This is a genomic window from Bradyrhizobium sp. CB1717, from assembly GCF_029714325.1.
Taxonomy (GTDB): Bacteria; Pseudomonadota; Alphaproteobacteria; order Rhizobiales; family Xanthobacteraceae; genus Bradyrhizobium.
In genome coordinates this window covers 4,694,322-4,720,511 of record NZ_CP121666.1, presented here as the reverse complement: position 1 = coordinate 4,720,511, position 26,190 = coordinate 4,694,322, and the positions used below count along the sequence as shown (strand labels likewise).

The 26,190-nt window shown below is 63.3% G+C and carries 24 protein-coding genes; 13 read left to right on the top strand and 11 right to left on the bottom strand.

The features are described 5' to 3' along the window. The first annotated feature begins 115 nt into the window (after nucleotides 1–115). Entirely contained in the window at nucleotides 116–1,546 is a 1,431-nt protein-coding gene (glnA, locus tag QA649_RS22485; protein WP_283019117.1) for a type I glutamate--ammonia ligase, read from the top strand. Nucleotides 1,547–1,578: 32 nt separating this feature from the next. On the opposite strand, the gene QA649_RS22480 is transcribed toward glnA, so the two are convergent. After that, a complete protein-coding gene (locus QA649_RS22480; RefSeq protein ID WP_283019116.1) occupies nucleotides 1,579–2,028 on the bottom strand; it encodes a YbhB/YbcL family Raf kinase inhibitor-like protein in 450 nt (149 codons plus the stop codon). 319 nt (nucleotides 2,029–2,347) lie between these two features. On the opposite strand from QA649_RS22480, the gene QA649_RS22475 reads away from it, so the two are divergent. The 3 genes from QA649_RS22475 to QA649_RS22465 all read left to right on the top strand — a co-directional run bounded on the left by QA649_RS22475 (nucleotide 2,348) and on the right by QA649_RS22465 (nucleotide 4,516). Continuing rightward, nucleotides 2,348–3,352, top strand: a complete 1,005-nt coding sequence (locus tag QA649_RS22475; RefSeq protein ID WP_283019115.1) for an MBL fold metallo-hydrolase — start codon at nucleotides 2,348–2,350, stop codon at nucleotides 3,350–3,352. 121 nt (nucleotides 3,353–3,473) lie between these two features. Then, nucleotides 3,474–3,749, top strand: a complete 276-nt coding sequence (locus QA649_RS22470) for a hypothetical protein (RefSeq protein WP_283019114.1) — start codon at nucleotides 3,474–3,476, stop codon at nucleotides 3,747–3,749. Nucleotides 3,750–3,850: 101 nt separating this feature from the next. Beyond that, nucleotides 3,851–4,516: a phosphoribosylanthranilate isomerase gene (locus tag QA649_RS22465; protein WP_283019113.1), complete on the top strand. Its 666-nt coding sequence runs from the start codon at nucleotides 3,851–3,853 to the stop codon at nucleotides 4,514–4,516. Nucleotides 4,517–4,775: 259 nt separating this feature from the next. Here QA649_RS22465 and QA649_RS22460 read toward each other — a convergent pair whose 3' ends face one another. The 3 genes from QA649_RS22460 to QA649_RS22450 all read right to left on the bottom strand — a co-directional run bounded on the left by QA649_RS22460 (nucleotide 4,776) and on the right by QA649_RS22450 (nucleotide 7,638). Continuing rightward, nucleotides 4,776–5,300: a Cache 3/Cache 2 fusion domain-containing protein gene (locus QA649_RS22460; RefSeq protein ID WP_283019112.1), complete on the bottom strand. Its 525-nt coding sequence runs from the start codon at nucleotides 5,298–5,300 to the stop codon at nucleotides 4,776–4,778. Between the two features lie 266 nt (nucleotides 5,301–5,566). Then, nucleotides 5,567–5,953 carry a nuclear transport factor 2 family protein gene (locus QA649_RS22455; RefSeq protein WP_283019111.1) on the bottom strand — a complete coding sequence of 129 codons (387 nt, stop codon included), beginning with the start codon at nucleotides 5,951–5,953 and terminating at the stop codon, nucleotides 5,567–5,569. 8 nt (nucleotides 5,954–5,961) lie between these two features. Beyond that, on the bottom strand, nucleotides 5,962–7,638 hold the full coding sequence (locus QA649_RS22450) for a glutamine--tRNA ligase/YqeY domain fusion protein (protein WP_283019110.1): 1,677 nt from the start codon (nucleotides 7,636–7,638) through the stop codon (nucleotides 5,962–5,964). Between the two features lie 144 nt (nucleotides 7,639–7,782). On the opposite strand from QA649_RS22450, the gene gltX reads away from it, so the two are divergent. The 8 genes from gltX (at nucleotide 7,783) to QA649_RS22410 (ending at nucleotide 17,135) form a co-directional block, all read left to right on the top strand. After that, a complete protein-coding gene (gene gltX / locus QA649_RS22445) occupies nucleotides 7,783–9,210 on the top strand; it encodes a glutamate--tRNA ligase (RefSeq protein ID WP_283019109.1) in 1,428 nt (475 codons plus the stop codon). Between the two features lie 146 nt (nucleotides 9,211–9,356). After that, complete coding sequence (gene gltA, locus QA649_RS22440; RefSeq protein ID WP_283019108.1) at nucleotides 9,357–10,661, top strand: citrate synthase; 1,305 nt, start codon at nucleotides 9,357–9,359, stop codon at nucleotides 10,659–10,661. Nucleotides 10,662–10,955: 294 nt separating this feature from the next. Next, complete coding sequence (locus QA649_RS22435; RefSeq protein ID WP_283019107.1) at nucleotides 10,956–12,134, top strand: ROK family transcriptional regulator; 1,179 nt, start codon at nucleotides 10,956–10,958, stop codon at nucleotides 12,132–12,134. 60 nt (nucleotides 12,135–12,194) lie between these two features. After that, nucleotides 12,195–13,481, top strand: a complete 1,287-nt coding sequence (locus QA649_RS22430) for an ABC transporter substrate-binding protein (protein WP_283019106.1) — start codon at nucleotides 12,195–12,197, stop codon at nucleotides 13,479–13,481. Then, entirely contained in the window at nucleotides 13,478–14,401 is a 924-nt protein-coding gene (locus QA649_RS22425) for a sugar ABC transporter permease (RefSeq protein ID WP_283019105.1), read from the top strand. The genes QA649_RS22430 and QA649_RS22425 overlap by 4 nt, the downstream gene beginning before the upstream one ends. Next, nucleotides 14,355–15,245: a carbohydrate ABC transporter permease gene (locus QA649_RS22420; RefSeq protein WP_283019104.1), complete on the top strand. Its 891-nt coding sequence runs from the start codon at nucleotides 14,355–14,357 to the stop codon at nucleotides 15,243–15,245. The genes QA649_RS22425 and QA649_RS22420 overlap by 47 nt, the downstream gene beginning before the upstream one ends. Nucleotides 15,246–15,255: 10 nt before the next feature. Then, nucleotides 15,256–16,371 carry a sn-glycerol-3-phosphate ABC transporter ATP-binding protein UgpC gene (gene ugpC / locus QA649_RS22415; protein WP_283019103.1) on the top strand — a complete coding sequence of 372 codons (1,116 nt, stop codon included), beginning with the start codon at nucleotides 15,256–15,258 and terminating at the stop codon, nucleotides 16,369–16,371. Beyond that, on the top strand, nucleotides 16,368–17,135 hold the full coding sequence (locus QA649_RS22410; RefSeq protein ID WP_283019102.1) for an SDR family oxidoreductase: 768 nt from the start codon (nucleotides 16,368–16,370) through the stop codon (nucleotides 17,133–17,135). Before ugpC ends, QA649_RS22410 begins: the two co-directional genes overlap by 4 nt. A 114-nt stretch (nucleotides 17,136–17,249) precedes the next feature. Here the strand turns inward: QA649_RS22410 and lpxB are convergent, their stop codons facing one another. The 3 genes from lpxB to lpxA are packed head-to-tail and all read right to left on the bottom strand — an operon-like array spanning nucleotide 17,250 to nucleotide 20,093. Beyond that, entirely contained in the window at nucleotides 17,250–18,428 is a 1,179-nt protein-coding gene (gene lpxB / locus QA649_RS22405) for a lipid-A-disaccharide synthase (RefSeq protein WP_283019101.1), read from the bottom strand. Next, nucleotides 18,425–19,282, bottom strand: a complete 858-nt coding sequence (gene lpxI, locus QA649_RS22400; RefSeq protein ID WP_283026072.1) for a UDP-2,3-diacylglucosamine diphosphatase LpxI — start codon at nucleotides 19,280–19,282, stop codon at nucleotides 18,425–18,427. The genes lpxB and lpxI overlap by 4 nt, the downstream gene beginning before the upstream one ends. 19 nt (nucleotides 19,283–19,301) lie before the next feature. Further along, nucleotides 19,302–20,093: an acyl-ACP--UDP-N-acetylglucosamine O-acyltransferase gene (lpxA, locus tag QA649_RS22395; protein WP_283019100.1), complete on the bottom strand. Its 792-nt coding sequence runs from the start codon at nucleotides 20,091–20,093 to the stop codon at nucleotides 19,302–19,304. A 176-nt stretch (nucleotides 20,094–20,269) separates the two neighbouring features. Between lpxA and QA649_RS22390 the strand changes: the two genes are divergently transcribed. Beyond that, nucleotides 20,270–20,593 (top strand): KTSC domain-containing protein, encoded by a 324-nt coding sequence (locus tag QA649_RS22390; protein WP_283019099.1) that lies wholly within the window; start codon nucleotides 20,270–20,272, stop codon nucleotides 20,591–20,593. Nucleotides 20,594–20,616: 23 nt separating this feature from the next. Here the strand turns inward: QA649_RS22390 and fabZ are convergent, their stop codons facing one another. The 4 genes from fabZ to rseP form a co-directional block, all read right to left on the bottom strand. Further along, nucleotides 20,617–21,078 carry a 3-hydroxyacyl-ACP dehydratase FabZ gene (fabZ, locus tag QA649_RS22385; RefSeq protein WP_283019098.1) on the bottom strand — a complete coding sequence of 154 codons (462 nt, stop codon included), beginning with the start codon at nucleotides 21,076–21,078 and terminating at the stop codon, nucleotides 20,617–20,619. Then, the gene (gene lpxD / locus QA649_RS22380; protein ID WP_283019097.1) at nucleotides 21,075–22,142 is read right to left on the bottom strand and encodes a UDP-3-O-(3-hydroxymyristoyl)glucosamine N-acyltransferase; all 1,068 of its coding nucleotides are present in this window, start codon (nucleotides 22,140–22,142) and stop codon (nucleotides 21,075–21,077) included. The genes fabZ and lpxD overlap by 4 nt, the downstream gene beginning before the upstream one ends. Nucleotides 22,143–22,279: 137 nt before the next feature. Then, complete coding sequence (gene bamA / locus QA649_RS22375) at nucleotides 22,280–24,820, bottom strand: outer membrane protein assembly factor BamA (protein WP_283019096.1); 2,541 nt, start codon at nucleotides 24,818–24,820, stop codon at nucleotides 22,280–22,282. Nucleotides 24,821–24,994: 174 nt separating this feature from the next. Then, nucleotides 24,995–26,146, bottom strand: coding sequence for an RIP metalloprotease RseP (gene rseP, locus QA649_RS22370; RefSeq protein WP_283019095.1), 1,152 nt, complete (start codon nucleotides 26,144–26,146; stop codon nucleotides 24,995–24,997). Nucleotides 26,147–26,190 lie beyond the last annotated feature (44 nt).

The following is a 26,190-nucleotide window of genomic DNA, read 5'->3' as shown; positions in this document are numbered from 1 at the left end:
CAAAGCCTGCCTGACTGCGGCGACAACGCCGAACGTGGACCACAGTCCGTCGCGAGCCGCCAGGTTGCGGCCGAACGGCTACGCGATCTCGGGACGCTGACCTGGGAGCGAAGCCATGGTTGCGAAATGTACGACAGCCGAAGACCTCGTGAAGGCGATCACGGACGAGAAAGTCCAGATGATCGATTTGCGGTTCACCGACCTGCCGGGGATGTGGCAACATTTTTCCGTGCCGCCGAGCGCGGTGAATGCCGATGCACTCAATGAGGGCATTGGATTCGATGGCTCATCGATCCGCGGCTTCCAGGAGATCCAGGAAAGCGACATGCTCGTCGTCCCGGATCCGACGACGACCTTCGTCGACCCCTATAGTCCGGCCAAGACGCTGGTTCTCATCTGCAACATCCGCGACCCCGTGACCGGCCAATCCTATAGCCGGGACCCCCGCTACATCGCCCAGAAGGCCGAAACCTACCTTAAGAGTACCGGGCGCGCCGATACGAGCTATTTCGGCCCGGAGGCCGAGTTCTTCGTCTTCGACGAGGTCCGCTACGGACAGGGCATCAACTTCGCCATGCACGCAATCGACTCCAGCGAAGGGAGCTGGAACACCGGGACGGATGAAGGACCGAATCTCGGCCACAAGCCGCGCCCGAAAGAAGGATACTTTCCCGTTCCTCCGACCGACAGCATGCAGGCGCTACGCACCGAAATGGTGCTGACGATGGAATCTCTGGGGATCCAGATCGAAGCCCATCATCATGAGGTCGCGACCGGCGGCCAGAACGAGATCGACATGCGCTTCACCACGCTGACCCGCATGGCCGACAATTTGATGATCTACAAATACGTGGTCAAGAACACCGCGCATCAGCACGGCAAGACCGCGACATTCATGCCGAAGCCGCTGTTCGAGGACAACGCTTCGGGCATGCACGTTCATCAGTCCCTCTGGAGGGGCGAGACCAATTTGTTCTACGACAAGGGCGACTACGCCGAGCTGAGCCAGCTTGCGCGCTACTATATCGGCGGGCTTTTGAGCCACGCCTGGGCGTTGTGCGGGCTCTGCGCCCCCACCACGAACTCCTACCGGCGCCTGGTGCCGGGTTATGAAGCTCCGATCAACCTCGTCTACTCCCAGCGCAATCGCTCCGCCTGCTGCCGGATTCCGATGTATTCGCCCAATCCGCGCGCCAAGCGCGTCGAATTTCGTTCGCCTGATCCCTCCTGCAATCCCTATCTGGCCTTCGCCGCAATGCTGATGGCCGGCCTCGACGGCATCGACAAACGGATCGACCCGGGCAGCCCGATCGACAAGAACCTTTACGACCTCCCGCCTGACGAAGCGAAGGAGGTGAAGTCGACGCCAGGATCGCTGGACCAGGCGCTGGACGCGCTCGAGCGCGATCACGCGTTCCTGCTACGCGGCGACGTCTTCACCGCCGACGTGATTGAGACCTGGCTCGACTACAAGCGAAAGAAGGAGGTCGATCCGATCCGGCTGCGACCGCATCCCTACGAGTTCCACCTTTACTATGACATCTAGCGGCGGTCCTCCGCCCCAGGCCTTTCGCCGGCCTACCTCTCATACCAACCAACGAGGATCGCTTCCGCGATGACGTGCTTGCGTGCCTCTCGTTCAATGTCCCGACAGGACGCATTGGCCTTTACGGGAAGGTCCTCCATCGAGAGGGCAAGCAGCCGGAAGTGATAATGGTGCGGCCCATGGCCATGCGGTGGACACGGGCCGCCATAACCCATTTTGCGAAAATCGTTGCCCCCCTGCTTCAGCCTGGTGTTCTGCGCGGTATTGACTGCAAATTCCATTGTGGCCGGCGGAATATCGTAAACCGCCCAATGATGCCATGTGCCGCCGGGAGCATCGGGATCGTCGCACAGCAGGACAAAACTCCGCGCCCCCTCTGGCGCGTCGGACCATTGCAGCGGGGGCGAAAGATTTTCGCCATCACAGGTAAACCGTCGCGGAATTGCGGCACCATCGGCGAAGGCGCTTGAAACGAGTTTCATGGCTCTCTCCTCGGGCTGCGGAACACGTCAGGCTCGCGCTTGACCAGATCTTTCACGATCCGGACCGCGGCTGACGCAGCCGGACCACGGATCGTAAGTCGGCGCCTGCGAGCGCGACCGGATCGCCGATCTCAAGACCAATTGCCCTCTGGCGAGGAACCAATGGTGCCGCGCAATACCGTCCCCATGCCCGCGATGATACCGGCACGAGCGCGATCCGATTGGTGTATTCTAGCTCGATCTTGCCCGACGCGGAATCCATCAACGTTGGCCAAATACGGGAAATCCATCGGGCGCTGTTGCAGCAGCACAGTTTGCCATGCGACCACTTTTCCATCCGAGCCTGGTCAATGGTCGCTACGGCGACCCGACGGTCTATGTCGAAACGCTGTTCGAAAGGCGAAGTCTTCTGTTCGATGTCGGAGAGATTGCTTCACTGGCGCCGCGGAGGATACGGCGCGTCGACCAGGTCTTCGTCTCGCATGCGCATATCGATCATTTCGTGGGCTTCGACCATCTGCTTCGCTTGCTCGTCGGGCACGAGAAATCGGTGCAGCTGTTCGGTCCGTCCGGCTTTGCCGAGCACGTCTTTCACAAGCTTCAGGCCTATCGCTGGAACCTGGTCGAAACCTATCCCTGCGATCTCGTTTTCGATGTAAGCGAACTCGGAGCGGCGGATTCCATCTCGACCACGCGGTTCCGCCTGAGGAAGGCGTTCGCGGCAGAGCCATCAGTCTCTCGCAAGACCTTTGGCGGCATACTCTGCGATGAACCAACCCATCGCGTGTCAGCCGCGATCCTTGAACATGGCACGCCCTGCCTCGCCTTTGCGCTGCAGGAGGCCGCACATATCAACGTATGGAAGAACCGGCTGTTGGAGCGCGGACTGCCCGTCGGTCCCTGGTTGCTCTCGCTGAAGAAGGCCGTCGCCGAGCGTCGCGCCGACGATCACCTTATCCGTATTGATGAAGCAGCGACGGCGGACCACCTCGTCCCACTCGCCAGCCTGCGCGATCTCCTGACGATCACAGCCGGCCAGAAAATCGCCTATGTGACCGATGTCGCCGACACGCCGGACAATCGTTCCGCCATCGTGGCGCTGATTCAGAATGCGGACATCCTGTTCATCGAGGCGGCATTTGCGGGGGCCGACGCCACATTGGCGCGAGAGCGGGCTCATCTTACAACCACGGCTGCCGGGGAAATCGCGCGGGAAGCCAACGTACGGCGCATTGAGCCATTTCACTTCTCGCCGCGCTATGCGGGAGAGCAGGAGCGGATGCTTGCGGAGGTGATGGCGGCTTTCAGGGCATCTCGCGCCTGACGCGAAGACCCGAGCGGCAGGACCCGAGTGGAAAGTCATGTCCGAGGAGCGACATCTGCCAGCTGGGTATCGGAAACCGGTGCGGCTCCAGATATGTTGGAAAGGCAACGAGGAGGAACGGATGACAATTGCCCTGTACATAGTCGCAGCTGTCATCATGGCGACCGGGAGCCTCTACCTCGCCTGGCGAAACAGGGACTTTCGCAAATTTCTGGCAGGCGCGTTCTTCGTGTCAGCGGGCATTTTGTTCTATCTCTATCTCGCCGAAGTTTCGGTGCCTCTGTTGGGGACAAGTTTCGTCGAAACACCTCGGATCAGCGGAGGCCGATCCATCGTCCATTTCATCCTCTTCTTGCTCTGTTTGTATTTTGGCTTCGTCAGGAAACCAGAGGCTTGAAACCGACGCAATGTCCTCTCTGGGCGAGCACGCTGAGGCTTTGCCAAACGCCGCCTTCGGATGTCTTATGCTTAATGTCCGCCGCGCGGGAGCTATGCCCAATGTTGACCCAGGTTTATGAAATCTCAACCATCGAAGAGGCGTCCGCTGTTTCTGCCATTGGTGTCGATCATATCGGAGTGCTCGTCGGCGACGGCCGATTTCCGCGCGAGCTGCCGATTTCAGCAGCTTCCAAAATCGGCGCGGCAATTGTACCGCCATCGAAGTTCTCAGCACTGTTTCTGACCTGCGATCTCTCCTTGATTGCGTCATGGGCGCGCGAACTCGCTCCCTCGATCGTCCATTTGGGAGCCAGCGCCGAGCTGCTTTCCCCGCAAGACGTTGCTTCGCTCAAGCACATGTTGCCCGGGATCGTCGTGATGAGAAGCGTACCGGTGTTCGGCGAGGAGAGCGTCGCAATTGCCCGCAGCTACGTTGGCATTGCAGACTTTCTGCTTCTCGACAGCTATCGAGCCACGGACAAGCAGATCGGCGCGCTCGGCGTGACGCACGACTGGGGTATCAGCCGCCGGATCGTGGACCTCGCCCCTGTTCCTGTTGTCCTTGCCGGCGGCCTCGGACCGGACAACGTCGCAGAAGCGATCCGAACCGTCCGTCCAGCCGGTGTTGATTCCAAGACGAGAACGGATCAGGACGGATCGCATGCCAAGGACCTAGATCGAGTCCGCCGGTTCCACGAAGCGGCTCGGGCGGCGGCGCTGTCATAGTGTGGAGCAGCTGACATCATGATTGTCCTGTTCACGGATCTGGCCCGATGAAGGCCGTACTGCACCAGATGGCGCCTGGCATACCCGCTATCGACCTCTTCACCGATGCGCCCACGTCTCCGGCGCTAGGGCGCGTGCTCATAAACCGACGCAGGCGGGTCAGCGCGACTGGCACCCCAGCTACGCAAAATAGTCCCCACCCCGTCGAGTTCGTTCCGGCTCGGCGGTTTTGAGCAAGAAAACTCCGAGAACGGGCTAGTTATTTCTTGTAACCCACATAGTAGACGCCAATTTGAGCGCCCGAGCTATCCTTCATCGGCTCGTAGCCCGTTACGTACGGTGTTCCCAGAATAGGCACTTCGCCATAATACGCTTTGCCTGCTTTGATCGACTCGAGCGCATGTCCTGCCAGTACGGTGCCCACCGCTCGACCGCTGCCGTCGGGCTTCGGTACACTCGTGGAGACGCGAATGTATTCGTCTCCACTTTTCGCGAACAGAGTGGCCGTCATCCCTTTGCCGTCTTCCTTTCCAACTGCGTCAACAATATCGAAATTGTTGTTGACCTTGGTCGTACCGAAATACAGGGCAGGAGCTTCCTTGCCGCCGACCGCGTCTTTGCCCTCGAGCTTTGGCGCTCCCAGTTTCGCTGTCATGGACTTGAGGGTCTCCATGGATTTTGTGACCCTGGGGTCTGCCTGAGCGTGCCCGACACTAGGAGCCATCACAGACGCTGCCATGAAGCCAGCGGCTAGAATGCCGGCGAAAAGAATCTTCCGATTCATTGTTACCTCCCGGTGCAAAGCGATGGGACAGCGCCCAATCGCTAACAGAAACTAACAATCGCAATTTGAGATGTGTTTGCCTGCCGACGGCACGATGGCTGCCTGTGTCGCACCACCGGGAATTCGGCGTTTCCCGTCGGCAGCCGCAAACAAGATTATACCCGCTCGATGGTCACCAAAAGAACTTTTGACGGCGCGCTCTGGTTGCTGACCGATGAGGACGCTAGCAAAACTTCCGCATTCGAAGGCATTTATGAGTACACGCCCTAGATCAGCGCAGCCCTGGACGACACGTGATGGCTCGCGATCCTCCAGTCGTCATCTTCGCGCACGATCACCCAGGTGATCTTGACCGAAAGCGGCGCGGCTTCCTCGCCGAGGTCGAATGACGCGATGGCTGCCATGTTGATCACGTCGGGCGCGACCTGCGCCGTAGCCACGTCGGAGAAGCGAACGCTCGGCTTTCGCCATCGCGGCAGGCCGTTGAAATAGGCCGTTACGCCCTCCCGACCGCGGTAGAGCTTTGGATTGGAGCCAAAGAAGAAGGCGTTCTTCGAATAGAGCGACGATAGTGCTACGGCGTCGAGCATCGCGAAGCCGGCGCACCATTTCGCGATGATGGCGGAAACGATGGCGTCGGCTTCGCTGCTCATGTCATCCCTCAACCCTTCGCGACTTCCTTCGCGAAGGTGTCACGCAGACCGATGGTGCGCGAGAATACCGGCTTGCCCGGCGTCGAGTCCTTGTCGCGGACGAAATAGCCCTGGCGCTCGAACTGCATCGGCTCGGTGGAATTGCTCTCGGCGACGGAAGCCTCGATCCGCGCATCGGAGAGGATCTCCAGCGAATTCGGATTGAGATCTGCCGCAAAATTCGACGCATCCGGGCTCGGATTGGCGAACAGCTGGTTGTAGATGCGGATCTCCGCAGGCACCGAATTCGCCGCCGGCAGCCAGTGCATGGTCGCCTTGACCTTGCGGCCATCGGGCGCGTTGCCGCCCCTGGTCGCGGGATCGTAGGTGCAGCGCAGCTCCACCACCTCGCCGGCATCGTTCTTGATCACGCCGGTGCACTTGACGAAGTAGGCATAGCGCAGCCGCACCTCGTTGCCCGGCGACAGGCGGAAGAACTTCTTCGGCGGGTTCTCCATGAAGTCGTCCTGCTCGATATAGAGCTCGCGGCCGAACGTGATCTTGCGCGTGCCGGCGCTAGCGTCGTCGGGGTGGTTGATCGCCTCGAGCTCCTCGGTCTGCCCTTCCGGATAGTTCTCGATCACGACCTTGAGCGGCTTCAACACCGCCATGCGGCGCTGCGCGGTGCGGTTCAGCTCCTCGCGGATACAGAACTCCAGCATGCCGACGTCGACGACGCTGTTGGCTTTCGCAACGCCGATGCGCTTGACGAATTCACGCAAGGCCGCCGGCGGCACGCCGCGGCGGCGCATCCCCGCCACAGTCGGCATGCGCGGATCGTCCCAGCCGGCGACGTGGCCGTCGCGAACGAGCTGCGTCAGCACGCGCTTGGACAGGACAGTGTAGGTCAGGTTGAGCCGCGCGAACTCGTACTGATGCGGCTCCGACGGCACCGGCAGCTTCTCGATGAACCAGTCGTAGAGCGGCCGATGGTCCTCGAACTCCAGCGTGCAGATCGAATGCGTGATGCCTTCGATGGCGTCCGACTGGCCGTGGGCATAGTCGTAGCTCGGATAGATGCACCATGCGTTGCCGGTGCGCGGATGATGCGCATGCAGGATGCGGTAGAGCACGGGATCGCGCAGGTTGATGTTGCCCGCGGCCATGTCGATCTTGGCCCGCAGCACGCGCGCGCCGTTGGGAAATTCGCCGGCCTTCATGCGGCGGAACAGGTCGAGGTTCTCCTCAACCGAGCGGTCGCGGAACGGCGAGTTCTTGCCCGGCTCGGTCAGCGAGCCGCGCGAAGTGCGGATCTCCTCCTGGGTCTGGTCGTCCACATAGGCGAGCCCGTCCTGGATCAGCTTCTCCGCCCATTCATAAAGGCGGTCGAAATAGTCCGAGGCGAAGAACAGGTTCTTGCCCCAGTCGAAGCCGAGCCAGCGCACGTCTGCCTGGATGGAATCGATATATTCCTGCTCTTCCTTGACCGGGTTGGTGTCGTCGAAGCGCAGGTGGCAGCGGCCCGGAAACTCCTGGGCGATGCCGAAATTGAGGGCGATCGACTTGGCGTGGCCGATATGCAGGTAGCCGTTCGGCTCCGGCGGGAACCGGGTCACGATCTCCTTGTACTTGCCCTGATCGAGGTCGGCCTGGATGATGTCACGAATGAAATCGCGCCCAACCTCAGGTGCCACCGGTTCTGTCATTACGAAAATCCTGTAGGGAAATCAGCGGTCCTTCTGCCAAATTCGCGTGGCCGCGCCAAGGCCTTCAGCCGCCCGCCGTCGGGCTTTAGTTATGCTCCGGTCCTGCTATACACCACCGCCTCCAATGCATAGGCCCTGCCAAGAATGACCGATTCCGTCGTCACCCGCTTTGCCCCCTCTCCGACCGGCTTCCTCCATATCGGGGGTGCCCGTACGGCGCTGTTCAACTGGCTTTATGCCAAGAAGCATGGCGGCAAGATGCTGCTCCGGATCGAAGACACCGACCGGGAGCGCTCCACGGAGGCCGCGATCGGGGCCATTCTCGACGGCCTGAAATGGCTCGAGCTCGGCTGGGACGGCGAGGTGATCTACCAGTTCAGCCGCGCCGCCCGTCACCGCGAGGTGGCCGAGCAGCTGCTCGCCGACGGCAAGGCCTATCGCTGCTACGCCACGGCCGAGGAGCTCGCCGCCATGCGCGAGAAGGCGCGCGCGGAAGGCCGCACCCGCCTCTATGACGGCATGTGGCGCGACCGCGACCCGGCCACGGCCCCTAGCGACGTCAAGCCCACCATCCGCCTGCGCGCGCCGCAGACCGGCGAGACCGTGATCGAGGACCAGGTCCAGGGCCGCGTGGTCTGGCAGAACGAGAACCTCGACGACCTCGTGCTTTTGCGCGGCGATGGCAATCCGACCTACATGCTCGCGGTGGTCGTGGACGACCACGACATGGGCGTCACCCACGTCATCCGCGGCGACGACCATCTGATCAACGCCGCCCGCCAGAAGCAGATCTACGACGCGATGGGCTGGGCGCTGCCAAGCATGTCGCACATCCCACTGATCCACGGCCCGGACGGCTCGAAGCTGTCGAAGCGGCACGGCGCGCTCGGTGTCGATGCCTACCGCGCCATGGGGTACCTGCCGGCCGCGCTGCGCAACTATCTCGTCCGCCTCGGCTGGAGCCATGGCGACCAGGAGATCTTCTCGACGGAGGAGATGATAGCAGCGTTCGACCTCGCCAGCGTCGGCCGGGCCGCCGCCCGCTTCGACTTCGCCAAGCTGGAAAACCTCAACGGCCATTACATCCGTCACGCCGACGATCAATCGCTCGTGAGGATGTTCGAGGACGTGCTCGACCATGTCGTGCCCAGCCGCGACGAGATTAAGGCGAAGTTAAACGACACCACGCGGGCACAGCTCCTCAAGGCCATGCCGGCCCTGAAGGAGCGCGCCAAGACGCTGCTCGAGCTGATCGACGGCGCCTATTTCATCTTCGCCGACCGGCCGCTGCAGCTCGATCCCAAGGCACAGGCGCTGCTGACGCCCGAGAATCGCACGCTGATCGGCGAGCTTCATTCCGCGCTGGAGAAAGTCGAGACCTGGAGCGCGGCCACCGCGGAAGCCGCACTGCGCGCCTTTGCGGAGGAAAATAGTCTCAAGCTCGGCGCGGTCGCCCAACCGTTGCGGGCGGCGCTGACCGGACGGACCACATCGCCTGGTATATTTGAGGTTTTGGACGTGCTGGGACGCCAGGAAAGTTTGGGCCGGCTTAAGGATCAGGCTACGACGTAAGTAGGCCATGCGTGCGGGTGATCTTGCAGCGCACACAGCAATAATATACCCATCTCCCCCGTACCTTCTGGAACATCCGGCCTGCCCCACCATCTCAACGGGGCCTTCCGGGTCCGGCCCGTTTCACCATACATCGGGGACCTCTGATGGACGCAAAAGAAAGCCCAAAGACCGCCACGCTGACGGTCGGAAACAAGAACTACGATCTCCCGATCCTCAGCGGCAGCGTCGGGCCCGATGTCGTCGATATCGGCAAGCTCTACGGCCAGTCCGGTCTGTTCACCTACGATCCGGGCTTCACCTCGACCGCGAGCTGCCAGTCCAAGATCACCTATATCGACGGCGATGCCGGCGTGCTGGAATACCGCGGCTACCCGATCGAACAGCTCGCCGAGCACGGCGACTTCCTGGAGACCTGCTACCTCCTGCTCTACGGGAACCTGCCGACCGCTGAGCAGAAGAGGGATTTCGATTACCGCGTGACCCATCACACGATGGTGCACGAGCAGATGGCCCGCTTCTTCCAGGGCTTCCGCCGCGACGCCCATCCGATGGCGATCATGGTGGCCGCGGTCGGCGCCCTCGCCGCGTTCTATCACGACTCCACCGACATCAACGATCCCAAGCAGCGCATGATCGCCTCCATGCGCATGATCGCGAAGATCCCGACGCTGGCCGCGATGGCCTACAAGTACACCGTCGGCCAACCCTTCGTGTATCCGAAGAACTCGCTCGGCTTTGCCGAGAACTTCCTGAACATGTGCTTCGCGGTGCCTTGCGAGGACTACAAGGTCAGCCCGGTTCTCGCCGACGCGCTGGAGAAGATCTTCATCCTGCACGCCGACCACGAGCAGAACGCCTCGACCTCGACGGTGCGCATCGCCGGCTCCTCGGGTGCCAACCCGTTCGCCTGCATCGCGGCCGGCATTGCCTGCCTCTGGGGCCCGGCGCATGGCGGCGCCAACGAAGCCGCGCTGAACATGCTCTACGACATCGGCACGGTCGACAAGATTCCCGAATTCATCGCCAAGGTGAAGGACAAGAACTCTGAAGTCCGCCTGATGGGCTTCGGCCATCGCGTCTACAAGAACTACGATCCGCGCGCCAAGATCATGCAGAAGATGTGTCACGCCGTGCTCAAGGAGACCGGCCATGGCGACGATCCGATGCTGAAGGTGGCGATGGAGCTCGAGAAGATCGCGCTCAGCGACCAGTATTTCATCGACCGCAAGCTCTACCCGAACGTCGACTTCTATTCGGGCATCACGCTGAAGGCGATGGGCTTCCCGGTCTCGATGTTCACCGTGCTGTTCGCTGTCGCCCGCACCGTCGGCTGGATCAGCCAGTGGAGCGAGATGATCGAGGACCCGCAGCAGAAGATCGGCCGTCCGCGCCAGCTCTACACCGGCGTCACCAAGCGCGATTACGTGCCGATCAAGGATCGCAAGTAAGACGTAAGCCGATACGGCTTTCGAAGCGGCGCCATCTCACGATGGCGCCGTTTTTGTTTGGCGGGGTCCGACAGAGCGAGCGAAGCGTGGGGCTCCTGGTCGATCCGGACAACCGCAACCGGATCGCGCGTCTTTCGTGAAGCTGGCGCTCGCCTGCACGGCGAATGCGGTTTGCACGCGCCAATCTTGCTGCCGCGCACAACAACAAGTCGGCGCATCGCGCCGGCAAACGCTTGACAGTCGAAACGCTCCGCGCGCAAATTCTTACACTAAGTAAGAATGACGACATCAGGGATGGAAATGCCGGAGCAGCCGAGAAGTCGGCGGCAGACGCGCGCTGCCATTTTGACTCATCTGCTTCAGTCGGGCGGCTCGTTTCGCCCGCCGCTGGCCAAGGCCGTGCGCCTGTCGGAAGCAAGCCTGTCGCGCATCCTGTTTGACCTCAAGGCCGAAGGCCTGATCGAGGAAGTGCGGCGCCCCGCCCCTTACGTCGGCGGCCCAACGGCGCTCGTCGCACTCGATGGCTCGGTGGCACTCGCGGCCTTCGAGCTGAGCACGCAGCGGCTCAGTGTCGGCGTTGGCAGCCTGTCGGGCGAGCTGCACTACACGGAGCGCGTGCCGCTGCCGAAAACGCCGACCGTCGAATCCGTCGGCCGTGTGTTCCGCGAGGCCATGACCTCGCTGCGCGACTGGACGCGCCGCCGCCGCATCACCCTCGCGCAGATCGGCGTCTCCATTCCCGGCCTCGGCCGGCTCAGCGTGTCGGGCAATCCAATCATTCCCTGCGACGTCGGACGCATCCGCGACATGCTCGACGGCGTGTTTGCCGGCGTGCCCGCCGAGTTCACCAATTCGGTCGTCGCCCACGCCACCTTTCACCGCTGCCGCACCGAAAACTATCCCTTCGGCAATACGCATCTGTTCGTCCTCGTCAGCCACGGCGTGGCCGGCGCATGGATGGACGATCCGGGCGAGGCCGACGCCCTGCAACCGATCGAGCTCGGCCATATGGTGTTCGGGCCCGAAGGACCGCGCTGCCGCTGCGGCCATCATGGCTGCGTCGAGGCCTATACGTCGCTGACGGCTTTGGCCGAGCTCCTCGGCGTCGCCGAAGCCGAGCTGCTCCAGCCCGGCAGCGAATGGGTGAACGCGCTCCCGCTCCCATCGCGCGTTCGTCAGGAGCTGCACCGGCGGCTGTTCAGGCTCGGGCTCGCGATCGGCAACACGCTGAACGTGAAGCCATGCGGCGGGGTCGCGATCAGTGGCTGGCCATCGCTTCTCGGCGATGACGACCGCCAGGCGGTGATCGACGGGATCGATGCCTGCCTGCTCGGAGGCCGGACCCTGGCGCAAACGTCCCTCGCCTTCGTGCCGCCCTCGACCGGCAACGATCCGCAGGCCGCATTGGCCTTCGCCGCCTTCTGCCTCGCCAGAAGCGGCGGCATGCCTGCCGCATCGACGGAGGCTGCCTGACATGCCCTAAAGCCGCGCCGTCTGCACGCACCACGAAAGTTCACACCGGGAGGAACTGCCATGCCGATCACAACAACAAGGCGCCGTCTGCTCGCTGGATCTGCCGCCGCGCTCGCACTGCCGGCATTTGCCCGCGCGCAAGGCGCGGTCAAGCCGCGCCTGACCGCGATCTCGCAATGGTCCGCCGGCAGCGACGGGGCGGCGATCACGGCGCTCGGCAAGAAATTCGAGGAGAAAGGCGGGGTCTGGCAGCACTCGCCGGTCCCCGGCTTCACCACCGAGATGATGAACAAGCTGCGTGCCCAGATCATCGCCGGCGATCCGCCGGCCTGTTCGCAGCTCAAGGGCCCGGAGATCGCGGCCTGGTCGAAGATCGCCCCGACCGTCGATCTCGACGCCCTCGTCGCGGCCGCCGGTTACGAAAAGGTCGTCGCACCGGATCTTGCCAAATTGCACAAGCCTGCGGGCAAGTGGATTGCGCTGCCGCTGCAGATCTACAGCACCAACATGCTTTTCCTCTCCAAGCGCGCGATGGACAAGGCCAAGGCCGACAAGATCCCCGTCACCTGGGCCGACTTCAACGATCTCGCCGAAAAGATGAAATCGGGCGGCGTCGCATTTCCCGTCGCCAACGGCGGCACCCGTCCCGATGATGGGCAGAAGTTCGAGGCCGCTTTGGCCGGGATCAGTCCGGCCGTATATCGCACGGCCATCATGAATCTCGACGAGAAGGCGCTGAAGGCCCCTGAGATCAAGGCCGCCTTCGCGCAGGTCCGCAAGATCGCCGACTGGATGGACCCAAATGTCGGCGCCCAGCATTTTTCGACCAATCTGAAGCGCTTCGTCGACGGTGACATGGGCATGATGATCATGGGCGGCTGGGCCCAGGGCGTGCTGCGCAACGCCGGCTTCAAGTTCGAGGACTTCATGATCGCGCCCGGCCCGAGCGACAACGGCAAGCCGGTATTCCTGCTGAATGCCGACGCCTTCATCTTCTGGCAGCGCAAGGAGGCGGACCTGCAAGCCGGCCAGACGCTGATGGCCCAGCTCGTGATGGATCCGGCGATCCAGACCATGTACTCGCAGATCACGGGATCGATCCCTGTGCGCACCGATGTCGATCTCTCGGGCGAAGGCTGGTCGGACGGTCAACGGCGGACCGCAGCAGCGCTGAAAGACGCCATCGCCAGCAATCAGGCCGTCCTCAGCCTCGCGCACAACATGGCGCAGGAAAATGGCATGACCGCAGCGATGATCGACGTGATCACCGAATACGTGAAGAACAAGACGATCAAGCCGGAGCAAGCCGCCACACGCCTCGCCGAGGCCGTCGAGAGCGCGCGTTGACGATCGCCGTCTCGACGAGCGTTCGCCGGCCGGCGGGTTCTGACATGATCCGTCGGCTGCCCGAACTTCTGGCGATCTGGGTGCCGCTGCTGCTCTCAGCGGCGCACCTCATTGCGTTTACGTTGTGGACGATCTGGATCTCGTTCACGCCGTCCACGCTGGTGCCGGTTACGGGCTGGGTGGGCTTGCGCAACTATTCCGCGGTCGCGGCCTCGCGCAACTGGCAGATCGCCCTCGACAATCTGCTGCTGTTCGGCAGCGCCTTCGTGCTCCTCAGTCTGGCAACCGGCCTGATCCTGGCGATCCTGCTCGACCAGCGCATTCGCGGCGAGAACGTGCTCCGCTCCATCTTCCTCTATCCCCTGGCGGTGTCGTTCGTGGTCACCGGCACGGTCTGGAGCTGGCTGCTCAATCCCGGCCTTGGGATCCAGAAGCTGGTCCACGACCTCGGCTGGACCTCCTTCCGGTTCGACTGGCTGATCGATCGCGACATGGCGATCTGGACCATTGTCATCGCTGCGATCTGGCAATCCTCCGGCTTTGCCATGGCGCTCTTCCTCGCCGGCCTGCGCTCCGTCGATGCCGACCTGATCAAGGCCGCGCAAATCGACGGCGCCGGAGCTATCAGGATGTACCGGCGCGTCATCCTGCCGACGCTGTGGCCGATCACCATCACCGTCATCGTCATCCAGCTGCAGTTCGCGATCTCGACCTTCGACCTCGTCCGCGCGCTCACCAATGGTGGGCCGGGCATAGCGACGCAGCTGCCGGCCCTCGTCGTCTATGACCTGATGTTCCAGCGCAGCCTGCTCGGACGGGGAGCGGCGGCGGCGGTGCTCATGCTACTCATTCTTCTCGCGGTCTTGCTGCCCTATGCAGCGTGGCGTTATGTCCAGCGGCGGCGGGCGATCCATGCGTAGCTTCGCGCCAAGCCGGATCCTGATCTATCTCGTCGTCTCGCTGATCGCCGCAGCATGGCTCGCGCCATTGGCTGTTGTCGTGCTGAATTCGCTCCGCACCAACGAGGAGATCGCGCAGGGCTCGATGATCGGCTGGCCGCAACATTTGGCCTGGAGCAATTATGCCGCCGCCTGGAGCGGCTTCTGCGTCGCCGAGACCTGCGCCGGCATCCGGCCGTACATGCTGAACTCCGCGCTCGTGACCATTCCCGCGACGATCTTCTCCACCCTGCTTGGCGCGGTCGCCGGTTACGCGGTGTCGCTCTGGCGCTTTCGCGGCGACAGCTGGATCTACGGCATCGTCACGCTCGGCATCTTCCTTCCGCAGCAGATGCGCCTTCTGCCCTGGACCATCGTGCTGCGCGATACCGGCCTGATGAACACGCTGACCGGTTTGGTTGTGATCCACACGATCCAGGGCCTCTCCTTCACCACCCTGTTCTGCCGAAATTACTACGTTGCCATCCCGCAGGAGTTGATCAGGGCCGCGCGCATCGACGGCGCCGGGTTCTTTCGCATTTTCTGGCGCATCATCCTGCCGCTCTCGCCGCCGATCCTGGTCGTCACCGTGATCTGGCAGTTCACGCATATCTGGAACGAGTTTCTCTACGGCGTGACATTCACGACCGGTCAGCAGCAGCCGGTCACCGCCGCGCTGATCGCGCTCTCCGCCGCGGTCGCCGACATCCCGCAGCATGGCGTGCAAAGCGCCGCGGTGATGATCGCCGCCCTGCCGACGCTTCTGATCTATCTGATCGGCGGGAAGTACTTCGTGCGCGGCCTCACCGCCGGAGCCGTGAAATGATGGAGTGGTTATGGCCGCGTTGAGCATTCGCGCCCTGTCGAAGCGCTACGCCAATCTGGAGGTCTTGAAGGGGATCGATCTCGACATCGAGAGCGGTGAGTTCACCGTGCTGGTCGGGCCGTCCGGCTGCGGCAAGTCCACGCTGCTCAACATCGTCGCCGGTCTTGACCGCGCCAGCACAGGCACCGTGGAAATCGGCGGACGCGTCGTCAACGACGTCCCGCCGAAAGACCGCGACATCGCCATGGTGTTCCAGTCCTACGCACTCTACCCATCGATGACGGTGCGCCAGAACATCACCTTCGGCATGGAATGCCGTCATGTGCCGAAGGCCGAGCAGGAGAAGGCGGTCGCGAACGTCGCAAAACTGCTCCAGATCGAGCCGCTGCTCGGCCGCAAGCCGTCGCAGCTCTCCGGCGGCCAGCGCCAGCGCGTGGCGATGGGCCGGGCGCTGGTGCGCGATCCCCTGCTCTTCCTGTTCGACGAGCCGCTCTCCAATCTCGACGCCAAGCTGCGGGTCGAAATGCGGATGGAGATCAAGCGCCTGCATCAGCGCATCGGCGCCACCATCATCTACGTCACCCACGACCAGATCGAGGCCATGACCATGGCGACCCGCATCGCGGTGATGCACCGCGGCGTGGTGCAGCAGTTCGCCGACCCCGATACGGTGTACCGCTATCCCGCAAATCTGTTCGTCGCCCGCTTCATGGGCTCGCCGCCCATGAACACGATGCCGGCACGGCTCGAGGCAGATAGCAGTGGACTGGTGGCTGTGATCGGCGCCGGTCGACCGGACGAGGTGCGTCTGCCTCTGCAGGGCTACGATTCCGCCGCATCCTATGTCGGCCGCGAGGTGGTGCTTGGAATCAGGCCGGAATGCATCGCCGAAGGCGACCGCGCGTTCTCTGGCGCAACCGGCGCGCCGGTTGTCGTCACCGCGCCGGTCGAGATGGTCGAGCCTACCGGGGCCGAGACCATCGTCCTGCTGCGCCTCGGCGGCGAGCCCGCACAAGCGCGTATCTCGCCGGACGTCCGGCCCGCGCCGGGCGAATTGGCGCCCTTCGCGCTCGACACCCGCCGCATCTGCCTGTTCGACCCCGAGACGGAGCGACTGATCGCATGACAAAGACGAGCTATCCCAGCCTCGCCGACCGCGTGGTGCTGATTACCGGCGGCGCCAGCGGCATCGGTGCCGCCTTCGTGCGCGCCTTTGCCGGTCAAGGCGCCCGCGTCGCGTTCCTCGATATCGACGAAGCGGCCGGCGCGGCGCTGGTGGCGGAGGTGTCGGCCGCGTCCGGCACGGCACCGTTGTTCGTGCCTTGCGACCTCCTCGACATCGATGCCTTGCGCGCCGCCATGGCCGAGGTCCGCCGAAAGCTCGGGGACGCCGCGGTGCTCGTCAACAACGCCGCCAACGACCAGCGCCAGGTGCTCGCGGAGCTGACACCCGCCGAATTCGACTGGACGATTGGCGTCAACCTCAAGCACGTCTTCTTTGCCGCGCAAGCCGTGGTGCCGCAGATGCAGGCGCGCGGCGGCGGCTCGATCATCAACATGTCGTCGATCGCCTGGATGCGCGGGGCGCCGGCGTTGCCGGTCTATGCCGCCGCGAAGGCCGCCATCGTCGGCTTCACCAACTCGCTGGCGCGGGCAGTCGGCCCCGACCGCATCCGCGTCAACGCGATCGCGCCGGGCATGGTGATCACCGAACGCCAGCGCCGGTTGTGGTATCCGGACGAGCGGGTCATCGCCGAGTTTCGTACCCGCCAGGCCATTCCTGATGCGGTGACGCCTGAGGACATCGCGCGGATGGCGCTGTTTCTCGCATCCGACGAGAGCCAGGGTATCACCAGCCAGTGTTTTCGGGTTGATGGCGGCTTGGCCTAGGACCGTAGTGCCGTAGGGTGGGCAAAGGGCGCACAGCGCCGTGCCCACCGTCTCTCAATGATTACGAAAGAACGTGGGCACGCTATCGCTTTGCCCACCCTACAAGACCGTCTCTTACCGCCGCGCCTTTCGCATCGTCGCGAGGACCACATCGGCGGCGAGCACGCTCGGCGATTTGTTGCCGGTCGACATGATCTGATCGAGCCGGGCAAAGGCTTCGACCTGCCGCCTGCGCAGCGGCGTGTCGGTCAGCACCTCGGACAGCGCCAGCGCAAGCTTCTCCGGCGTGCAGTCCTCCTGCAAATACTCCGGAATGACATCCTCGCCGATCACGAGATTGGCGAGGATCACCGAGGAGACGCGGATCGCACGGCGCAGGATGAAGGCCTCGATCGCACCGACGCGATAGGCCGTCACCATCGGAATGCCTGACAGCGCGAGCTCGAGCGTCACCGTGCCTGATTTCGCCAGCGCGGCGTGCGCGATACGGAAGGCGGCGCGCTTCTCGGCCTCGCCGACCACGATCTGCGGCTTGACCGGCCAGCTCGCAGTGCCTTCGCGCACGGTGGCTTCGAGATGCGGCATGGTCGGCAGCATCAGCTCGAAGGCGCGGCCTTGCCCCTGCAACCGGCCGAGCGCCGCGCCGAAGACTTCGAGATGATGCCGGATCTCGCTGCGGCGGCTGCCGGGCAACACCAGCAGCACCGGCGGCTCGGTGTTGCGGCGCTTCTGCTCCTCCACATTCGGCCGCAGCGAGGACAATTGCTCGATCAGGGGATGGCCGACATAGCTGCAGGGCGGCCCGCCGAGCTTGCGGTATTCCTCCGGCTCGAACGGCAGCAGGCCGAGCACGTGATCGACATAGCCGAGCATGGTCCGCGCCCGTCCCGGCCGCCAGGCCCAGAGCTGCGGCGAGACGTAGTCGATGACCGGAATCGCGGAATTCTTCGCGCGCACGCGGCGGGCGACGCGATGGGTAAAGTCGGGACTGTCGATGATGACGAGCGTATCAGGCGCGGACTCGATCACGGCATCGACGGTCTGGCGGATCAGCCGCAGGATTTTTGGCAATTGCTGCACCACTGCGGCAAAGCCGACGATCGACAACTCCTCGATCGGAAACAGCGTCTCCAGTCCTTCGCGCGCCATGGTGCGGCCGCCGACGCCCTCGAACTGCACGCCGTCACCGAGGCGCTGGCGCAATACCTTCATCAACGCGCTGCCGAGCCGATCGCCGGATTCCTCCGTCGCGATCAGAAAAATCTTTCGCTTGGGATCGCGGGTCTGCATCATTTGGGCAGGCCGATGACGAAGAGATATTTGGCATCGGCAAGCGCGATCATCGCCTGCGGCTCGGCAGCAATCGTGTTGCCGGCGATGACGGCGATGCCGGCAAGGCCGGCCTTGGCGACACCCTCGATGGTGCGCGGGCCGATCGTCGGCAGGTCGAAGCGCAGATCCTGACCGCTCTTCGGCGCCTTCACCAGCACGCCGCGGCCGGTGGCGGCGCGGATGCGGCCCTCTTCGCGCAGGCGCGCGACGCGCGCGAGCAGCGCGTCGGTGCCTTCGATGTCCTCGATCGCCACCACATGGCCGTCGATCACGACGGCAGCCTGACCGATGTCGAACGGGCCGAGCGCCGTCAGCACCGCGCGCCCGCGCTCGATGTCGGACTTGGCATTGTCATTCGGCCAGGCACGACTGATGCAGCCCTCGGGCATCAAGAGGTCGGGCGCCACATCCTTGATGCCGACCATGCGAAAGCCGTCCTGCTCGAGGATACGGCCGACACCCGAGAGAAGATGATCGTCGCCGCCGCGAAAGGCACGGATGACGTTGCCGAGCAGGCGGAGCGTCTTGATGTCGAACCGGATCTCGGACAGCGAAGGCCGCACCAGGGTGCCGATGAAGATCAGGTCGCGGCAGCCCTCCTCGCGGAACAGCCGCATCGCGCGGCCGAGCTGGCCGACCGAGATCCAGCGGTGGCGGAATTTCTCCACCCGCGCCGGATCGCAGGCGCCGCGCAACGGAAACAGCACCGGCGTGACGCCGCGCGCAGCGAGCGACTCGGCCACAGCGAACGGCATCGCGCCGCCGCCGGCGACCACGCCGACCGGCGATGAAATCTCTGGAGCCGCCGATGTCATGTCCGCGGCCATCCCGGCATCACTTCTCGATGGCAGGCAGACAGAGCGGGCGCTTGCCCTTGCCGATGAAGTCGAGGATTTCGGCGATGGCCGGATCTTCTCCCGTGAGCGGCCGCACCGCCTCGAGCCGCTCGGCGAACGTGCCCGGGCCGTGGAAGAGCTTCTGGTAGAAGCCGCGCACCGTCGCAAGCCGCTGCTTGGTGAACTTGCGCCGCTTCATGCCGATGATGTTGAGGCCCTCGAGTGCCGCATACTGGCCGTTGACCAGCCCGAACGGAATGATGTCGTCGCGCACGCCGCAAACGCCGCCCACCATGACCTGCGGCCCGATGCGGGTAAACTGGTGCACTGCGGACAAGCCGCCGATGAAGACGAAGTCGCCGATCTCGCAGTGACCGCCGAGCGTTGCCGACGTCGCGAAGATCACGTCGTTGCCGACATGGCAGTCATGACCGACGTGGCTGCAGTTCATGAAGTAGCCGCGGTCACCGACCGTGGTGATGCCGCCGCCGGCGACCGTGCCGGCATTCATGGTCACGGATTCGCGGATGGTGCAGCCTGAGCCGATCTTGAGCTTCGTCAGCTCGCCCCGATAGCTGAGCGACTGCGGCGGCGTGCCCAGCGAGGCAAAGGGATAGATGGTGCAATTATCGCCAATGGTGGTCTGCGCCGTGATGTGCACATGCCCGATCAGCTTGCAGTTAGCGCCGATAACGACATTCGGGCCGATGATGCAGAAGGGCCCGATCTCGGTGCCCTCGCCGATCACGGCGCCGTCCGCGATCCGTGCGGTGGGATCAATCTTGCTCATCAAGCAATCTAACTCGTCAAGAAGGTCTGATTATGTGTTGAAGTCGCTGGGTTTTCCGGTGGTTAGCGCGACTATGCCCGATCTGTCCAGTGACGTATCATCTCGGCGTGTTTCAAGTGCCGGATGAAGCGGCCCTCCCCGCCTTTCAACGTGCTCATGTGGAGCTTGAACTTATCATGGTCAGGGCCCTGGCACTTCTGCTCGCGCAGCTCGCGGCTGCGCCGATCGTCTCCGAAACGGTCGAGATCGGCGAGCGCGACCGCGTCGATCTCGGGACATTCGAGTGCCGCGACATCACCCGGAGCACTGTGCTCCAGCGGGTCTGCTACGATCGCACGCGTCAGGACCTCGTCGTCGCAGCGAACGGTGCCTACGACCGCTATTGCGGCGTCACGGCCGAGACGGTCGACCGCCTCCTGGGCGCATCCTCCATGGGCCAGTTCTTCAACCAAAATATCAGGCGCGAGACTGCGGGCAGCCGCTACGACTGCCGCGCCTGAATCCATTCGCGCTAGCTGCTCCCTCAATCCGTCAGCATGGCGCCGACGTCGGCCTCCGCAACCACCTGGCCGTTGACCTTGGCGTCGCCGTGAAACCACCACATGGACTTGCGGCGGCCGAGAGAGCGCATGTGATACTCGATGGTATCGCCGGGCAGCACGGGCTTGCGGAACTTGCACTTGTCGATCGTGAGGAAATACACCGCACGCGGCTTCTCGGTGCCCTCGACCGATTTGATGCCGATCACGCCCGCCGTCTGCGCCATCGCCTCGATCATCATGACGCCGGGATAGACCGGACGCTCGGGGAAATGCCCCTGGAAGGCGGGCTCGTTGAAGGTGACGTTCTTGATGCCGATGCCGCTGTAGTCAGCGCGGATATTGATCACGCGATCGATCAGCAGCATCGGAAAACGGTGCGGCAGCGTCTGGAGGATCGCGTTTATATCCACCAGCTCGAACTTGATAGGCGATTCCTCCGTCATTCCCGTCCCTCGTCCTTCGGATCGGCCTTGCTGTCGCGTACCAGGCGCTCCACCGCGATGATCTCCTTGAACCATTGTTTGGTCGGCTTGGCGAAATGCCCGCCCCAGCGGCCGCCTGGCGGAATGTCGTCCTTGACCGCGCTCATCGCGGTCACCTGGGCTCCATCGCCGATCTTGAGGTGATTGTTGATGCCCACCTTCGCTCCGAGCGCCACGTTGTCGCCGATGGTCAGGCTGCCGGCGAGGCCGATCTGGGCCGCCAGCAGGCAGTGCCGGCCGATCGTGACATTGTGGCCGATCTGGACCTGATTGTCGATTTTGGTCCCTTCGCCGATGACCGTATCCCGCAACGACCCGCGGTCGATCGTGGTATTGGCGCCGACCTCCACGTCGTTCTGGATCAGCACGCGCCCGGTCTGGGGCACTTTCAGATGGCCCTCGGGGCCGAAGAAGATGAAACCGTAGCCATCCTGGCCGATCGAGCAGCCCGGATGGATCAAGACGTTGTTGCCGATCAGGGCGCACTGGATCGCGGTGCGGGCGCCGACATTGCAGTCCCGGCCGATCTTGACGCCAGGGCCGATCACCGCGCCAACACCGACCACCGTGCCGCTGCCGATCTCGACATCCGCACCGATCACCGCCAGCGGCTCGACGATCACGCCGTCCTCGAGCCGGGCGGTGGGATCGATGATGGCCGACGGGGCGATGCCGTCATTGCCGGTCCAGGATTGCGGCCTCAGCGCGTCGCCGTGCCATTCCCGGGCAATCCCGACGAAGGCGCGGAACGGCTGCTTCGCCCGCAGCACGGCCACATGTGCGGGCACCTCGGCCTCGAAGCGCGGACTGACCAGGCATGCACCTGCCTTGGTTGCATTGAGCTGATCCGCATATTTGAGGTTGTCGAAGAACGTCAGATGCATCGGGCCGGCTTCGTCCAGCGAAGCCAGGCCGGTGATGACGTGGCCGCCCCTCGTGGGGTCGACCAATTGCGCCTTGGTCAGCGTGGCAATATCGGCCAGCGCTGTCGCGGGCGGCTTTGTGAAAAAGGTCGGCTGAGCCATTCCACCCCGTCGCGGTCCGGCTTCGGCATGAAGCGGCCCGGCCGCATCATGCCTCAACTCATGGATTGAGCACGATCTTTTTGAAAGACCGCCCCCGAGGGAAACCCAAGGGGCCGGATCATGCCCTGCTGATCGAACTAGAACGTGGTGCCGCCGCCGAACCGGAACTCCTGGGTACGGTCATACTTGCCCTTGCTGAGCGGCACGGCGTAGTCGAAGCGCAGCGGACCGAACGGCGACTGCCAGATCAGGCCGACGCCGACCGACGACCGGATCACCTTGCTGTCGTCGTAGATCAGGCCGGTACAGGTTCCCGCGGACACCGGATTGGTGGTCGAGGGGATGCAGCCCGCCACATTGACCTCGTTGGTCGCGGTCCAGCTCGTCGGTCCCTTATAATCATAGAGACCGCCAGCGTCGGCATAGACTGCACCTTTCAGACCCACTTCCTTCGGCAGGAACCAGAACGGCATCTGCAATTCGAACGAAGCGCCCCAGTACTTGGTGCCGCCGAGTGCGTCCTGCGTGCCAAAGGGATTCAAATCGCGAGGACCGATGCCGTTCGGAGCAAAGCCGCGGACGAGGTTCGGGCCCATCTGGAAATGATCGAGCATACGCAGATCGCTGCCCATCTTGGTCAGGATACCGCCCTGGAGGTGGACAAGGCCCACAATGTCCGAGACCAACGGGGTGTAATACTTACCGTCCGCCGCGGACTTGAGGTAGGAGACGTCGCCACCGACGCCGGCGAAGTCCTGGCGGAAGTCGATGAGCAGACCGTCGGTGGGGTTCTTGTTGTTGTCCAGCGTGTTGTAGGTCAGCGTGTAGCCGAGCGCCGAGGTCAGGGTCTTGCCATTGGCAAGCTCCTTGCGCACTGGCAGCGAGGCTTCGCCGTCGCTGTAGCAGCCGAGGCCATTGGTCGAGGCCAGGCTGATACCGTTAGCATTGGCAAAGGCTGGGCTCGGATTGAACAATGGATTCACGCTGCCATCGGGCAGAAACTGCACGTTGTTACAGTTCGCCAGGTAGCTCGGCAGCGTGATTTCCTGCCGGTAGATCGAGTAGCGCAGCTGGAGCGCCAGATCTTCACGCAAGGAGAAGCCGAGACGGGGCGAGAAGCCGAGCGTCTTGGTGCCGTAGGAGATGTAGCTGTTGGACTTCTGCTCACGCTGATAGAGGTCGAGGCCGAGCGCGACGCGATAGTCGAGCAGATACGGCTCGACGAACGACAGCGAATAGCCGCGCGCGTATTGGCCGTAGGTCACCGACGCCTTGGCGAACAGGCCGCGGCCGAGCAGGTTGCGCTCGGAGACCGAAACTTCGGCCAGCGCGCCGTCGGTCGTGGAGTAACCGCCCGAGATCGAGAAGTCGCCGGTCGATTTCTCTTCCATGTCGACGATCAGGATGACGCGGTCGCTCGACGAGCCGGGCTCCGTCGTGATCTTGACGCTCTTGAAATAGTCGAGGTTCTTCAAGCGCCGCTCGGCCCGGTCGACCAGCGCGCGATTGTAGGCATCGCCCTCGGAGATGTCGAACTCGCGGCGGATGACGTAGTCACGCGTGCGGGAGTTGCCGCGCAAATTGATGCGCTCGATATAGGTGCGCGGGCCCTCGTCGATGTTGAACACGACGGACACCGTGTGCGCCTCGAAATTGCGGTCGCCGCCGGGACGAACCACGGCAAAGGCATAGCCGCGGCGCGAGGCTTCGATCTGCATCTCTTCGACCGACTTCTCGACCGATTCGACGTTGTAGAGCGAGCCGACGCCGACGCGGGAATAGGCCCGCATCGAAGACGGATCGAAGTTCGGAATGCTGGAGCGGAAGTCGACCGCGCCGACGCGATACTGCGCGCCTTCCTCGATCTTGAAGGTGACGTTGAAGCCCTTCTTCTCCGGATCGTATTCGGTGAGCGCGGCGACGACCTGGACGTCGGCAAAACCGTTCTTGAGATAGAAGCGGCGGATCAGGTCGCGGTCGGCCTCGACACGATCGGGATCGTAGATGTCGCCGCTGGCAAGGAAGCTGAGAAGATTCGATTCGCGCGTCTTGATGACGTCCCGCAGGCGGTAGGACGAGAACGCGACGTTGCCGACGAACTCGATCGACTTCACGCCGGTCTTGGCGCCTTCGACGATCGTGAAGATGAGATCGACGCGGTTGTTCGGCTGCTCGATCACTTCAGGCGTGACGCGCACGTCGTAGCGGCCGGAACGGCGATAGATTTCAGCGATTCGCAGCGTGTCGGACTGCACCATGGCGCGGGAGAAGGTTCCGCGCGCCTTGGACTGGACCTCGGCACTGAGCTGCTCGTCCTTGATCTTCTTGTTGCCCTCGAAGGCGATGCGCCCGATCACCGGGTTTTCCACAACGGAAACGACGATCTGGCCGCCGGGGCCGCGATTGATCCTGACGTCCTGGAACAGGCCGGTCTCGATCAGCGCCTTGAGGCCATCATCGATGGCGCCTTGATCCAGGCGACCGCCCGGACCGGGCTTGAAATAGGAGCGGATCGTCTCCACCTCGACGCGGCGATTTCCTTCGACGGAAATCGACTGGACGGTCTGAGCGAGCGCAGACGAAGACACGAAAACAGCCCCGACCGGGGCAACCACCGGCGCGCCGAACATGATCAGGGTTGCGAGCAAGCCCCCCCGGAGTCGCAGTCCAAACTTCATGCGCAACGCGCCCTTATCATTCCGTGCCAGACCCACCCCAACGCCGGTCTGGAGATTCCCCAAGTTCAGGCCGCTTGTAGCCAATTTCGTCGACGCCGCAAACGGCCGAAAGCGCCGTGATTTCAATTTCATTCCAGGACGTTGCTCAACAGCAACGCCACAAAAAAGCCCCTATCAGGAAGCTGCCATCCGCAGGATGTCGTTGTAGGTGGCAAACACCATCAACATCAGCACCAAACCCAGCCCGATTCGGAACCCCATCTCCTGAGTTCGCTCGGACAAGGGCCGGCCGCGAACCACTTCGGCCGCATAGAACATAAGGTGACCGCCATCGAGCAGCGGAATCGGGAACAGGTTCAACAGGCCGATCGACACCGACAGCACGGCGCAGAGATTGATCACAAACTGGAACCCGGCACTGGCCGCCTGCCCCGACATCTTCGCGATGCCGAGGACGCCACTGACCTCGTTCGGGTTACCGTGTCCGACAAACAGCGAGCCCAGGAACTTGAAGGTGCTGGTGATGATGAACCAGACCTGCTCCACGCCGATCTTGAACGCCTCACCCACACCGACCGGAGCGGTCGAAGCCTCGCCGGCTTGGCTCTTGTGCTCGACGCCGAGCACGCCGACGCGGTGGCTGTTGCCGAACGGGTCCTTGCGCTCGAGCAGCGCCGGGGTCGCAGACAGCGCCACGATGGCCCCGTCGCGCTTCACCTGGAACGCAAGCGTCGAACCAGCGTTCATCGCAACGATTCGCTGCATGTCGGCAAAGCTCTCGATCGGCTTGCCGTCGATCTGAACCACGACGTCACCGATCTTGAAACCGGCCGCAGCCGCCGCGCCATCGGCGACGACGCCGTCGACGCGGGCGATCGTGCTCGGCTTGCCGTAGTACAGCGCCATGCCGGCGAAGATCAGCGCGCCCAGGATGAAATTGGCGATCGGACCGGCCGCAACGATGGCCGCGCGCGGGCCGACCTTCTTATGGTGGAAGCTGCCGGCGCGCTCCTCGGGCGTCATCGCCGCAAGTGTATCGGCCGACGGGGTCGAGGCCTCGCTCTCGTCGCCGAAGAACTTGACGTAGCCGCCAAGCGGGATCGCCGAGATCTTCCAGCGGGTGCCGTGACGGTCGTTGAAACCGATCAGCTCGGGTCCGAAACCGAGCGAAAAGGTCAACACCCGAACGCCGGCCCAGCGCGCGACCAGGAAATGGCCGAGTTCGTGGAAGAACACGACGATGGTCAGGACGAACAGGAAGGGAACCGCGTAGCCGAGGAGCCCATGGCTCAATGCATTGAAACTATGGACAAAAAAGTCGATCATCGATTTCCCTCATCCAGCGCCGCAAGGCCCTGGCCCCGAACCAA